The sequence below is a fragment of the Caulobacter sp. P4_E5 genome (assembly GCF_056401555.1).
This window is the reverse complement of the sequence record NZ_JBFUJD010000110.1, coordinates 1-13,175: the sequence shown is the minus strand read 5'-3', so window position 1 is coordinate 13,175 and position 13,175 is coordinate 1. Positions and strand designations below refer to the sequence as shown.

11 protein-coding genes and 1 pseudogene are annotated in these 13,175 nt (G+C 67.8%); 5 read left to right on the top strand and 7 right to left on the bottom strand.

The window, feature by feature from the left end; all coding sequences use genetic code 11:
- A partial coding sequence (locus AC1DSO_RS22925) for a response regulator (protein ID WP_477071012.1) occupies positions 1-493 on the top strand: 493 nt, incomplete at its 5' end.
- A gap of 283 nt (positions 494-776) precedes the next feature.
- Positions 777-1,910, top strand: a pseudogene (locus AC1DSO_RS22920) (serine hydrolase domain-containing protein); the annotation flags it as partial.
- Positions 1,911-1,924: 14 nt separating this feature from the next.
- Here AC1DSO_RS22920 and AC1DSO_RS22915 read toward each other — a convergent pair.
- The 4 genes from AC1DSO_RS22915 to AC1DSO_RS22900 form a co-directional block, all read right to left on the bottom strand.
- Positions 1,925-2,293, bottom strand: coding sequence for a response regulator (locus AC1DSO_RS22915; protein WP_477071011.1), 369 nt, complete (start codon positions 2,291-2,293; stop codon positions 1,925-1,927).
- Positions 2,294-2,368: 75 nt separating this feature from the next.
- Complete coding sequence (locus AC1DSO_RS22910) at positions 2,369-3,877, bottom strand: PAS domain-containing protein (RefSeq protein ID WP_477071010.1); 1,509 nt, start codon at positions 3,875-3,877, stop codon at positions 2,369-2,371.
- Positions 3,878-4,088: 211 nt separating this feature from the next.
- The gene (locus AC1DSO_RS22905) at positions 4,089-4,361 is read right to left on the bottom strand and encodes a hypothetical protein (protein ID WP_477071009.1); all 273 of its coding nucleotides are present in this window, start codon (positions 4,359-4,361) and stop codon (positions 4,089-4,091) included.
- A 157-nt stretch (positions 4,362-4,518) separates the two neighbouring features.
- Positions 4,519-6,009 carry a Ppx/GppA phosphatase family protein gene (locus AC1DSO_RS22900; RefSeq protein ID WP_477071008.1) on the bottom strand — a complete coding sequence of 497 codons (1,491 nt, stop codon included), beginning with the start codon at positions 6,007-6,009 and terminating at the stop codon, positions 4,519-4,521.
- 182 nt (positions 6,010-6,191) lie between these two features.
- Between AC1DSO_RS22900 and AC1DSO_RS22895 the strand changes: the two genes are divergently transcribed.
- Complete coding sequence (locus AC1DSO_RS22895) at positions 6,192-7,175, top strand: phosphotransferase (protein WP_477071007.1); 984 nt, start codon at positions 6,192-6,194, stop codon at positions 7,173-7,175.
- 125 nt (positions 7,176-7,300) lie between these two features.
- Here the strand turns inward: AC1DSO_RS22895 and AC1DSO_RS22890 are convergent, their stop codons facing one another.
- The 3 genes from AC1DSO_RS22890 to hdaA form a co-directional block, all read right to left on the bottom strand.
- The gene (locus tag AC1DSO_RS22890; protein WP_477071006.1) at positions 7,301-7,684 is read right to left on the bottom strand and encodes a hypothetical protein; all 384 of its coding nucleotides are present in this window, start codon (positions 7,682-7,684) and stop codon (positions 7,301-7,303) included.
- Entirely contained in the window at positions 7,681-9,888 is a 2,208-nt protein-coding gene (locus AC1DSO_RS22885; protein WP_477071013.1) for an RNA degradosome polyphosphate kinase, read from the bottom strand. The genes AC1DSO_RS22890 and AC1DSO_RS22885 overlap by 4 nt, the downstream gene beginning before the upstream one ends.
- Positions 9,889-10,224: 336 nt before the next feature.
- The gene (hdaA, locus tag AC1DSO_RS22880; protein ID WP_477071005.1) at positions 10,225-10,920 is read right to left on the bottom strand and encodes a DnaA regulatory inactivator HdaA; all 696 of its coding nucleotides are present in this window, start codon (positions 10,918-10,920) and stop codon (positions 10,225-10,227) included.
- 183 nt (positions 10,921-11,103) lie between these two features.
- Here hdaA and AC1DSO_RS22875 point away from each other — a divergent pair, with 183 nt between their 5' ends.
- A complete protein-coding gene (locus AC1DSO_RS22875; protein ID WP_477071004.1) occupies positions 11,104-11,826 on the top strand; it encodes a hypothetical protein in 723 nt (240 codons plus the stop codon).
- 185 nt (positions 11,827-12,011) lie between these two features.
- Positions 12,012-12,761, top strand: coding sequence for an EcsC family protein (locus tag AC1DSO_RS22870; RefSeq protein WP_477071003.1), 750 nt, complete (start codon positions 12,012-12,014; stop codon positions 12,759-12,761).
- Positions 12,762-13,175: the final 414 nt, after the last annotated feature.

Genomic DNA, 13,175 nt, shown 5'->3' with positions numbered 1-13,175 from the left:
GGCGCGGCTGATGGGCGGCGAGCTCACCGCCGCCAACGCCGAGGACGGCGGCGCGCGCTTCATCCTGCGCCTGCCCGCGCCGGAGGGCGTCGAGCCGCCCGCGCCGGAGCCGGACGCGGCGCTGGCGCTCCGCGACGAGGCCCCGCTGATCCTGGTGGTCGACGACCACGACATCAACCGCCGCGCCCTGCGTCAGATGCTGGAGGCCTTCGGCGCCCGCGTCGAGACGGCCGAGGACGCCCTGGCGGCCCTGGCGGCGGCGGAAACCCAGGTGTTCGACGCCATCCTGATGGACATACGCATGCCGGGCATGGACGGGCTGGAGGCCACCCGGCGACTGCGCCAAGCCGGGGCCAACCGCCAGACGCCGATCATCGCCGTCACCGGCGCGGTGTCGGCCGACGAGGTCGCCGCCTGCCGCGAGGCGGGCATGACCGGCTGGGTCGAGAAGCCGGTGAACCCTCGCGACCTCTATGCGGCGCTGTTCGGCTAGATCCTCCGCATTTTCGACGCACATCGCGGGTGTTCTTGCCTAGAAAAGGCGTCAGCGGGGCCTCGCGAGTCGCGCCGCCCGATCTTCAATTCCGTTTCAAGAGCTTGGGTCAGTGCACGAAGTCGGGGAGAGCAGCGTCTGGGAGAAGCGGCGACGCCGGAAATGGCTGATCGTCGCGGCCCTGTCGGGCCTGGTCTTCGTCGCTTCGGTTCTGCTGCTGTGGTTCGACCACGCTGGGCCGAAGGGGAACTTCTCGATCCCCGGCCAGGCGACCTTCAAGGTCCCCGAGGCGCCCGCCGACTGGCGCGGCGACATCGACTACAAGGTGCTGGACGGGCGCTTCAACGCCATGATGACCGACCGCTCGATGGAGGGTCTGGCCGTCGCCGTGGTCGAGAAGGGCCGGCTGTCGTTCGTCAAGGGCTATGGTTTCACCTCGGCTCAGGGCGGCGAGCGCGTCGACGCTCGCACCGTGTTCCGCTGGGCCTCGCTGTCCAAGACCGTCGCCAGCACGCTGAGCGCTCGGCTGGCGGCCGACGGCCTGTTTTCGCTGCAAGACCCGATCGAGACCTTCCACACCAGCCTGCGCCTGCCGGGCGAGGCCCAGCGCGACCTGACGGTCGAGCAGCTGCTGTCGCAGCGCACGGGCCTGGGCAAGAACGCCTATGACGGTCAGCTGGAGGACGGCGTCGACCCGGCCAAGATCCGCGCCTCGCTGGGCGCGCTGAAGCCGGTCTGCCCGCCGGGCACCTGCCACACCTACCAGAACATCGCCTACGACACGATCAGCGAGGTCATCCGCGACAAGACCGGCCAGTCCTATGCCGAGACGGTCCAGCGCCGCTTGTTCGGGCCGCTAGGGATGACCGGGGCCAGCATCGGCGCCGCCGGCCTGACCTCGGCCAAGCACTGGGCCAAGCCGCACAACCGCGGGCGCGGGACCCTGGAACTGTCCGACGCCTACTACCACGTGCCGGCGGCGGCCGGGGTCAACTCGACCATCGTCGACCTGGCGATCTGGATGCGGGCCCAGATGGGGCTGCGGCAGGACGTGCTGTCGCCTTCGGTGCTCGACGACGTTCAGCGCTCCCGCGTCGCCACGGGCCGGCCCTACGGCCGCCTGAACATCGCCCGCGAGCTGAAGAGCCCCGGCTATGGCCTGGGCATGCGCAGCTTCGACTACAAGGGCCACCACCTGATCGGCCACAGCGGCGGTGTGTCGGGCTATCGCTCGACCATGATGTTCGATCCCGAAACCAAGACCGGTATCGTCATGCTGTGGAACAGCGACGGCAACCTGCCTTTCCGCTTCCAAGCCGAGTTCTTCGACCGCGCCTACAAGCTGCCGTTCACCGACTGGCTGGAGCTGGAGAGCGCGACGTCACCGGCGGGCGGCGAGGCGGAGGTGTCGGGGTAGGGCGAGCGGTTCGCCTAGGCCGCGGCCAGGGCCATGAGGTCCCTGAGTTGGTCCTCGGCATAGGGCTTGCCGATGAAATAGCCGCGATCGGGCATCTGCTCGACGGTCGGCCGCTCGCGGCCCGACGTCAGGATCACGCGCATTAGGGGACGGCGCGCTCGGACCTCGGCCGCCAGGGCGAAGCCGTCCATGCCGGGCATGTTGATGTCCGTGAACAGCACGCTGATCTCGGGGTTCTCGTCAAGAAAGGACAGCGCCTCGACGCCGTCGTCAGCCTCCAAGATCAGGTAGCCCGCGTCGCGAAGACAGTCGGCGGCGACACAGCGAATGAACGGCTCGTCGTCGACCACCAGGATCGTCGTCCGATTCACCAGCTTTTCCATGATAGTTTCAATACCCGCGTCACCCGCAGGTTCCGCCCAACTTGGTTAATCAATTGCGGTAAGCGCCTTGCTTTTTCAGCGTGCGAGGCGCGCTTGCGAGAAACGTAGGTTCGTCTGCAGTCCCGTGGCGGTCCATTCGCGCGACCACTGTCCGCGAAGCTGCCGGACGACGGCGTTTTCCAGAAGGATGCTGCCGAAGCCCCCGCCCTGTACGACCTCGGCCGCGGTCGTGGCCTGCGGAACGTACTCGCGCCACGCGACAGCCACGTCGTCCCCGTCCTTGGTCATCTCGATCCTGACCGTGCCGCCCGCGTGACCCAGGGCCCCGTATTTCAGGGCGTTGGTCGCCAGCTCGTTGATGATCAGGGCCATCGAGGTGGTGGCGGCGCGGCCGATCCGAACGTCGTCACCCGATACCGTCACCCGCCGGTGGACGCTGTCCAGGTCGCCATAGGGCTCCAGCAGGACGTGAAGGAGCACTAGCAGGGTCTGCGGCGCGACCTCGGAGCCGCCCACGGCCTCGAGCGGCGTCGCATAGGCCATCGCGCGGCCGAGGCCGAACAGTCGCGTCCGCAGGGCGTCGGCGAACGGCCGGGCGGCCGCATCGGCCCTGGCGGAAAGCGAGATCACGCCGTCGACGACCGCGAACATGTTCTTGATGCGGTGCGCCAGCTCCCGCAGCAGCAACGACTTCTCCTCATTGGCCTTCCGGCGTTCCGAGATGTCCATCGAGACGCCGACCAGGCGCAAGGGCGCGCCATCGACGCCTCGGGTGATGTCGGCGCGCATCTGGATGAAGGCGATGGCCGCGTCGGGGCGAACGATCTGGAACTCGATCGCGAAATCGCCATCGACGTCCGGGTTCCTGAACGCCTCCCGCACACGTCGGCGGTCATCAGCATGGACGGCGTCCAGCAGCACCGGCAAGTCGAACGCCTCGGACGCCAGTCGCCCGAAATTCTCGCGGAACACCGAGGAGGCCGTCAGCTCGCCCGAGATCAGGTCCAGGTCCCACAGGCCCATGCGGCCGGCTCCCGTGGCGAAGCGAAGCCGCTGCTCGCTGTCGTGCTGCGCTTGCAGCCGGCGCGCCGACTCGGTCGCCAGGTCGGCGTTGTTGCGTTCGAGATCTTCCAATCTTTGCAGCTCGGCGGTGACGTCGAACTGGCTGGCGATGAAATAGCTCAGCTCACCGCCGGCGTCGTGGACCGGCGCCATCTGCAGGCGGTTCCAGAACACCGAACCGTCCTTGCGATGGTTGCGCACGTCGATGGCGATCGCCCGTCCCCGTTTCACGGCGGCGCGGATGGCGCCGACCACGGCCGGGTCGGACTGGGGTCCCTGAAGGAAGCGACAATTGCGCCCGATCACCTCTTCACGGTCATAGCCGGTCAGCTGACAGAAGGCGTCGTTGACGAACACCAGCGGATTGTCGGCCAGGCGCGGGTTCGTGATGATCATCGGCGTCCCGGTCGCCCGGACCGCGGCGGCGAACGGATCGCTATCGCCGCCGAACCCGGCGAAGGTCCCGCCGCGATCGAACGTCAACGGGATCGGAGCTGCAAGGATGGTTCGGCGCTGGGGCATGGTCGCTCCGGCGCACGGCAAGACCAGAGAAATCGCCCTGTCGGTCGCGATTTAGCCGTACCGGCTCCCGGAGGCGCACGCCAGCGGCAATAGCGGCCAGGTCTCGATATAGGCGCGGCGATCGCCCGGCGGCCAAAGCCTCGGCGCGCGGTCGGCCGAGGCCATTGCCGCCGCCCGTCATCTCCGGGCGGCGGCGATGATATAGGCCGTCCTACCGCCCGAACTGGCTCAGCGCGCCGCCGGCGGCCAAGCCCAGGGCGCAGAAGACGCCGAGGTGGAAGACCACGCCGAGCGCGACGGTGCGGCGGACCGACCATTTGCTTTCCACGGCGAAGACGCGGCCGATCTCGGACTGTAGCGAGCGCGCGACGCTGGCGACCGGGGCGTCGTGATCGTTGGCGATATGCAACTCGGGACGACGGCGCATCTTGGCGGCAGGAGCGGCGATGGCGTCCAGGTAGTCGAACTTACGCTTCAGCATCATTGACTTCCTCCAATGTCGTTGGAGGCAAGATGCGTGTGGTAGAGCTAACAAACCGTGCTCGATGAGCGCTGGTATCCTGCGACAACTTGTCATTCCCCTCGTATTGGGGAAGTTCAGGGCTGGTTAAGCATGTTGCCCAGGTGAACTATACCTGGATTTACCCCGTGATAATCTTTGGCTTCAAGTTCAGGTGCTGGGCGGCCGTATTGGCGCGCTTGTTGGTCTGCTCGCCCAGCAGCAGATCGGCGAAGCCGGGATCGGCCGCCAGGATCAGGTGGCTCTTGTCCAGGGTCAGGCGCGAATGGGCCAGCAGGCGAGGGCTGCGGCCCGACAGGTCGCAGGCCAGGCGGATCGTCGCGCCCAGGGCCCGGGCCCGTTTCAGCTGGGCGGGGCTGAGCAGCCGCTCCAGGGTCTCCAGCTCGGGCGGGTTGAAGCTGGTGGCGTGGCGGGCGTGAGCGGCCACGGCCAGGAAGGACCGCTCGGCGTGGGTCTGGCCGGCGATCGGGGCGCGCAGCACCTGCTCGAACACCAGGTCGGCGCGATGGTCGGGGTGCAGGCGGGCGCCGACGTCGGACAGGCGACAGGCGGCGGCGACCAGCACGCCGTCGCGCTCGCCGAACAGCGGGGGCAGGGTGCGGAAGGCCGGCGCGATCCAGGCGTCCAGGGCCGGGCCCAGCTCGTCGGCCACGCCCTGGCGCGCGCCCAGGGCCGTGCAGCCTTCGATCAGCGGGTCCAGGCCGCGCACGCGCGGCGGCATGGCCTCGAACAGCAGGCCCTCGCGCACGCCATAGGCCGAGATCTCGATGCGCTTGAGGTCCAGCTGCTCGATCAGAATCTCCAGCACTACGGCGGCGTAGGGCAGGGTCTCCGAGCGCTTCTTGCTCATGCCCTCGATGCGGTCGAGCGAGCTCTTGGACTGGTGGGCGACCAGGCGGGCGGCGGCCAGGGCCTCAGGCGCGCTGATCTCGTACTGGTGGACGACGTGCAGCGGATAGCCCGACAGCCGCATGTGCAGCAGGGCCAGGTTCCGCCAGGCGCCGCCGACGGCGTGGAAGGTGTCGGAGCGGAAGTCGCCGGCGACGGCGGCCACGCGCTCGCGGGTCAGGCGGCGCACGCGCTCGGCGTCGAAGCCGCCATGGGGGTCGGCCAGGCTGAACGGACCCAGCGGCAGGGTCACGCCCTGGCCGGCCCCGGTGGTGGACAGGCGGACCAGCTCCAGGCTGGCGCCGCCCAGGTCGCCGACCACGCCCTCGGCGTCGGGAGCTCCGGCCAGCACGCCCAGGGCGGCGTAGTGGGCCTCTTCCTCGCCGGACAGGACGCGGACCGTGAAGCCGGTCTGCTGGCGCACCTGGGCGATGAAATCCTTGCCGTCGCGGGCTTCGCGAGCGGCGGCGGTGGCGACCACGAAGGTCTCGGCCGGATCGACGGCCTCCAGCACGGCGCGAAAGCGCTTCAGGGCCTGCAGGGTCTGGAGGACACCCTCGGGCGACAGACGGCCGCTGTCGCCGAGGTCGCGGCCCAGGCCCGCCAGGACCTTCTCGTTGAAGACGGTCCAGATGGCGCGGCCTTCCAGCCGGTACACCACCAGGCGGACCGAGTTGGAACCGATATCGATCACAGCCGCGTCGCGCGGCGCCTGGAAGGCCATGGGCTGGGTTTAGCGTATTCGACCGGCGGGGGAAGCGCCGGCGTCTATTTTTCCATGGGGAAGGCCGCGCGGAAAGGCTTGCGGCAAAACGTCTTGCGAGCGGCGCGGTATTATTGCCCGGATAATATTGACTCTAATTTCATCCGGGTGAATAAGGCGGGCCTATTTACGAGGTTCCGCCGATGTCCGTTTCGCCCGATCAGCTTCCCGCCGTCCGCAAGGCCCTGCGCGCCGCGTTCGGGACCGAGACGCTGGACGGCTGGACGCCGCTGTCCGGTGGCCTGTCGGGCGCCGGGCTGTGGCGGATCCGGGTCGGCGGCATCGCCTATGTGCTGAAGGTGGAGGYGGCCGAGCGCGACGCCTTGCGCGACCCGCATCGGAGCTATCAATGCCTGAAGCTGGCCGCCGAGGCCTGCCTGGCGCCGCGCGTGCGCTACGCCGATCCGGACGACGGGGTGGCGATCAGCGACCATGTCGAGGCGCGGGACCACACCGGCTCGCGCGCCGACCTGGTGGTCGAGCTGGCCCAGGCGGCGCGGGCGCTACACGCCATCCAGGGCTTTCCGCCCCTGGTCGACTATCTGGACGGCCTGGCCGCGCTGGTCGATCGCGCGGTCGGGAGCGGGACGGTGGCGGCCAAGGCCTTGGCCGGGCCGCTGGCCGCCTGGGCTCGCTTACATGAGGCCTGCAAGCGCCTGGAGCCGCAGCCGGTCTCCAGCCACAACGACCTCAACCCGCGCAACCTGCTCCATGACGGTCGGCGGGTCTGGTTGATCGACTGGGAGGCGGCGTTCCAAGCCGACCGCTATGTCGACCTGGCCGCTCTGGCCAATGTCTATGCCGCCGACCCGACCGGCGAGGCCCTGCTGCTGCGCGTCTATTTCGGTCGCGAGGCCACGGACGCCGAGCGGGCGCGGCTCTGGCTGTTCCGCCAGGTCAGCCACGTCTTTCACGCGGCGATCTTCCTGGTCGGCGTGGCCGGGCAGGCGCGGGCGGAAACGCTGGACGGGCCGGAGCTGGACACCCTCCACACCAGCCTGTCGCTGGGCGAGCCGCTGCTGGACACCGCCGAGGGCCGGCTGGCCTACGGCCTGGCGCGGTGGCGGACGGCGACGGCGGGGATCAACGCGCCGATGTTCGCCGAAGCGGCGCGGACGGCGATCTAGCGATCTGCTCAGCTCCCCAGCTCGTCATCCCGGCCGCAGCGCAGCGGAGAGCCGGGACCCAGGGGCAACCGCACTGAGCTTGGCCCCTGGGTCCCGGGTCGGCTTCGCCGCCCGGGATGACAAGATCAAGGATTGATCCGGCAGGCCACCGTCCGCCAGCGCTCGCCCTCGCGCCGGTGATAGCAGGTGCCGTAGGCGACCTGGCGGCCCTCGGCGCGCGGACCGCCCTTGGTCAGGGCCCACGGCGCGGGGCCGATCAGCAGCATGTCGGTAGTGTCGGCGCGGCTGGGACAGCGGCCCCACCAGCTGATGCGGCCGGTCAGCAGCACGCCGGGGCCATAGACCGCGCCGTCGCGCTGGGCCTGGCGCTCGACACCCGGCGGGACGCCGAAGCGGTCGACGCCGGGACGGGCGGGCAGGGCCTGGACGGCGCAGATCTCCGCCTGCCGCGCTGGCCCCGGTCCGCAGGCGGCCAGCAGCAGCGGCGCGAGAAGGCCGAGACGCCTCACCCCTTGCGTTTCGGCCCCACGTGGTCGAAAGCCCGCGGCATCTCGCGCGCGCCGTGGCCGCGGCCCGACAGGCTGGGATTGGTCATGAAATAGTCGTGGGCCGAGAAGGCGCCCTTGCTGGCCCACGCCGGGTCGCGATGGTAGTCGCCCTCGCTGTCCAGCTTCCAGCTCTGGGCCTCGTCGTTGAGGTTGGCGACCATGATCTGGTCCAGCACCTGCTGGTGGACGGTCGGGTTCTCGACCGGCACCAGGCTCTCAACCCGGCGGTCCAGGTTGCGCGGCATCCAGTCGGCCGAGCTGATGAACAGGCGCGTCTGGGCCGACGGCATCGGCCCACCATTGGCGAAGGCGATGATGCGGGCGTGCTCGAGGAAGCGGCCGACGATGCTCTTGACCCGGATGTTCTCCGACAGGCCCGGGATCCCCGGCCGCAGGCAGCAGATGCCGCGCACCACCAGGTCGATCTGCACGCCGGCCTGGCTGGCGGCGTAGAGGGCGTCGATCACCTGCGGATCGACGACCGAGTTCATCTTGGCCCAGATGCCGGCCGGCTTGCCCTCGCGCGCCGCCTCGGCCTCGACCTCGATCATCCGCAAGAGGTCGGGTTTCAGGGTCTGGGGCGAGAACGACAGCTTCTCCAGCCCGCTGGGCTTGGCGTAGCCGGTGATGAAGTTGAACAGCTTGCCGCCGTCGCGCCCCAGGGCCGGGTCGCAGGTGAACAGCGACAGGTCGGTGTAAACCCGCGCCGTCTGCGGGTGATAGTTGCCGGTGCCGAAGTGGCAGTAGGTGCGCAAGGAGCTATCGGCCTCGCGCCGCACCACCACCGACAGCTTGGCGTGGGTCTTCCAGTCGACGAAGCCGAACACCACATGCACGCCGGCCCGCTCCAGGTCGCGGGCCCATTTGAGGTTATTCTCTTCGTCGAAGCGCGCCTTGATCTCCACCAGCGCCGTGACGTTCTTGCCGTTGTCGGCCGCCTCGATCAGGGCCGCCACGATCGGGCTGTCCTTGGAGGTGCGATAGAGGGTCTGCTTGATCGCCAGCACGTTCGGGTCGCGCGCGGCCTGGCGCAGGAACTGCACCACCACGTCGAAGCTCTCGAACGGGTGGTGGACCAGGATGTCCTTCTCGCGGATCGCCGCGAAGCAGTCGCCGCCGTGGTCGCGGATGCGCTCGRGGAAGCGGGCGTTGAACGGCGGGAACTTCAGGTCCGGCCGGTCCGGCGGGATCAGCTCCGACATCTGGGCCAAGCCCAGCTTGCCGTCGACCAGGATCACGTCCTCGGGCTCGGCGCGCAGGCCCTCGATGATGAAGTCGCGCAGGTCCGGCGGCATGGTGGTCTGGATCTTGACCCGCACCACCCGGCCCAGCCGCCGCTTCTTCAGCCGCGCCTCGAACTCGCGCACCAGGTCCTCGGCCTCTTCCTCGATCTCCAGGTCGCTGTCGCGGATCAGGCGGAACAGGCCGCGCCCCTCGACCTCGTAGCCGGGGAACAGGTGGTCCAGGAACAGGATGATGAAGCTTTCCAGCGCCACGATCTTGCGCTGGCGCTTCTTGCCGCGCTGGACGATCGACGACAGCTCCCAGAACCGCCGCACCTGTGAGGGCACCGGGGCCAGGGCGTACAGGTGCTTGTCGTCGGCGATCCGCCGCAGCTTCAAGGCCAGGCAGAAGCCCAGGTTCGGGATGAACGGGAACGGGTGGGCCGGGTCGATGGCCAGCGGCGTCAGCACCGGGAAGATCTGGTTGAGGAAGATGTCCTCGGCCAGCACCCGGTCCTCGCCCTCGATGTCCTTGGCGTCCAGCAGCTTCAGGCCCTCGTCCCACAGCTCGGTGCGGACCTGGCGCCAGATCTTCTGCTGCTCGCTCATCAGCGCGGCGGCCGAGGCGTTGATGTGGGTCAGCTGCTCGCCCGGCGTCATGCCGTCCTGGCTGACCACCCGCACGCCCTCGCGCACCTGGCCCTTCAGGCCGGCCACGCGGACCATGTAGAATTCGTCGAGGTTGTTGGCGCTGATCGACAGGAACCGGAGGCGTTCCAGCAGCGGATGGCGCGGATTGCCGCTCTCCTCCAGCACCCGCTGGTTGAAGGCCAGCCACGACAGTTCGCGATTGAAGAACCGTTCCGGCGAGACCATCAGCTCGCCATCCAGCGCCAGGCTGGTCGGATTTTCAGTGGACGGAATCTTGGCGGCTAGCGGCATGGTCGCGACGTCGGTCATGGTTTCACTATAGGCAGAGTGTGTTCCGCCATGGTGAACGAGACAAGTGACGGGACGAAGACAGAGGGGCGGCGCGTGGTTTTAGGGCGCCGCTCAAATCCAAAATTCCTCGTCATCCCGGCCGCAGCGAAGCGGAGAGCCGGGATCGCCGCGAGCGCCGGCATCTCAAAAATGGTGTCATCCCGGAAGCGCCGCAGGCGCTGTCCGGGACCCAGGGGGTGCGTGAACGCCGTGCGCGCCGCCCCTGGGTCCCGGCTCTACGCTTCGCTTCGGCCGGGATGACACGGTTTGTTGTGTTGGGAGGGGAGGGCCAGAACCCTACCCCGCCTCATCCCCCTCGAAATCCCCCAGCACCTCCCGCGCCAAGGCCTTATTCACCTCGCGCTTCTTCTCCGCCGCCGCCTCGTCCAGCAGGTCCACCGCCGCGATAGCCTCCGCCGCCGAGCGGGGCAGGCGCGAGAGCAGGTAGGGATAGAGGTCGGGCTCGGGCTTGATCAGCCGCTGGTCCAGGGCTCGCCGCAGCACCGCCTCCAGCACCGCGTCGTCGGGCTCGTCGATCGTGGCCACCGACAGGGCGTTGAGCCGCGAGCGCAGGTCCGGCACCGCCGCCTCCCAGGCCAGCGGCGCGGTCCGGCCGGTCAGCAGCACGGTCCCGCCGTCGACCCCGGCCATGTTGAGGATGTGGAATAAGGCTTCGTCGCTGAGCGGACCGCTGTCCGCGCGGCGGTCGGCGTCCTCGATCAGCACGGCCCGGCCGCGCAGGGCCGACAGGTCCACGGCCGCAGCCTCCGGATCGGCCGCCGCCACGGTCACGGCGCCGGTCGCCAGCGCCCAGGCCCGGGCCAGATGGGTCTTGCCCACCCCCGCTGGCCCGACTAGGGCCAGCCGCCCCTCGGGCCAGTCCGGCCAGGCGTCCACGCGCCCCACGGCGTCGGCATTGCTCGGCGAGACGGCGAAGTCTTCCCGGGCATAGCTCGGCGGCGCGGTCAGCGGCAGTCTGAACTGGGTGGACAATCCCTGCGGTCCGGCGTGGTGAACGTCAGGATAGGGATATAGGCGCGTCGGACGGCGAGGGCGAGGTGAAGCGGCCGGGGAAGGTGGGGATTGGTAGGGCGGAGGTGTGGATGAGTTTGCTTGTTGTCAGGTGCGCGATGGAGCACCTTCTGTGATTGCGGAGGCGAATTCGGGGGGGATAAATTGCTGCAGCAACTCCTTGGAGATGATGAGCACACGGCTATAGATGGAGTTTACTATCGACTTATAAAGGGTAGGAAGTGGCTATACTTCTCTTCATTTTTTTCAATATTTGAAGCTTATAGATTGATCGATTACGGTAAGATATCAGCCCTTATAAAAGGGATAGTTACTATTCCATCTTGGTTGGGGCGTTATGCTATTTTAGCTGCACTCGCCTACGCGTTGATGCAGTACACTCTGTTATTGTTTCAAGCGTGGGAAGTTTATCCGTCTGCGTTACGCGATAGATTAAATCGCGGGGTTAATGAGGATCGCGACAAATTTAGAAAGGAGGAGGCCGCCTCCCAGGAAATTCTTCAAACGGCAACGTTCGCTCGCGATGAGGCTCAGATAGCACTCAATCGCCTAGCCGATCGGAAGGTGCCGGAAAGTGAAGATGATAAACGAAATTACACGTACGAAGTAAGCAAATACCGGGGAAGGATTTCACATGCTTCAAGCCAAATCGCCTCGGCTGAAGAGTCTATAAATGTGAGTCGCGTCCGGATTCAGGAGCTAGAAAGCGAGCCTCATCAAAAAAGACTTGGTTTTGTTTTTTCTGAGTTGATGCTCGATTTTATGCGTCTGGCACCGCCCTATATAGTTTCTATTGGAGCTATGGCCCATCTACTGGTTGTAATATGGGAAGATGCGGGGCGGCCGCATTTCTACGGAAATCAGTGACGTCTTCCCCGATCCTTCTCCCCTTGCGGGAGAAGGTGGCGCGGAGCGCCGGATGAGGGGTTGAAGGCCAGGGCCGCCGCGACGGCGGTTCGGCGGGCGGGGCGGTCACCGACAGCGCGACCCCTCATCCGACCGCCTTCGGCGGCCACCTTCTCCCGCAAGGGGAGAAGGGGTACCTGATAGGAATGGAACTCTCCCCCGACCTCCTCGCCTGGCGCGCTGACCTCACCAAGCCCGCCGGGCCCCTCAACGGCCTGGCCCGCGCCACGCAGCAGCGGATCAACAAGCTGATCCCCGAGAAGGTCCACGCCGCCATCACGGCGGCCATCGAGGGGATGACGCGGGCCATGCTGGTCGGGTCGGACTTCACGACCGGCTCGCCCTTGATCGGCCTGACCCTGGACGAGCGCCGCGCGCGGGCCGCCAAGGCCATCGACGGCTGGAAGAAGGCAGCGGCGGCCGAGGGTGGGATCACCGGGTTCGGCGGCTTCCTGGCGGCGGCGGCCGACTTCCCGCTGCTGATGAGCTTCAAGATCAAGCTGTTGTTCGAGATCGCCGCCGTGTTCGGCCACGACGGGACGGAACTGCCCGAGCGACTGTTCATCCTGCACATCTTCGAGCTGGCCTTTTCCGACGTCCAGCACCGGGCCGGGGTGCTGGCGGCCATGGACGACTGGGACGCGCGGGCCCATCCGGCCCACCTGGACGACTTCGACTGGCGGGCCTTCCAGCAGCAGTACCGCGACCACATCGACCTGGCCAAACTGGCCCAGTTCATCCCCGTGGTCGGCGCGCCGCTGGGCGCGATCGTCAACTGGCGGCTGGTCGAACGCCTGGGCCACACGGCGGTGATGGCCTACCGGATGCGGGCCGAGCAGGGGGCGGCGCCCACCAAATCCCTCTCTCATGGAGAGAGGGAGGGGCCCGCCGCGTAGCGGTGGGAGGGTGAGAGGGTAGGCGAAGCCCATGGACGATCTTGGCGCGGTTGCGGGCGATGTGCCGGCGCGCCGGTTGAGGGTGTAACCACTCACCCTCCCGCGCTTCGCGCGGGCCCCTCCCTCTCTCCATGAGAGAGGGATTCACGGGGATTGGCGGTGCTGTATCCCCGGCGTTCTCGAGATAGAGTCTCACGAAATCAACCGCTTCTCACTTTTACRCGTSYCTGAATGATCCGCGTTGAATCCCGCTGCACAATCATCGCTGTCCCCGTCGCAAGGGGAGGGCGCTTGGATCCGGCCCAAAGCGGCGATGGGGATAGGTTGAGCGGGGCCGCGTGGTCTCGAAGCGGTCCGGACCGGGGTCTGTTCGTTGGATAGATCCGGGATCCCGGGAAGGGCCGTGGAGAGGCG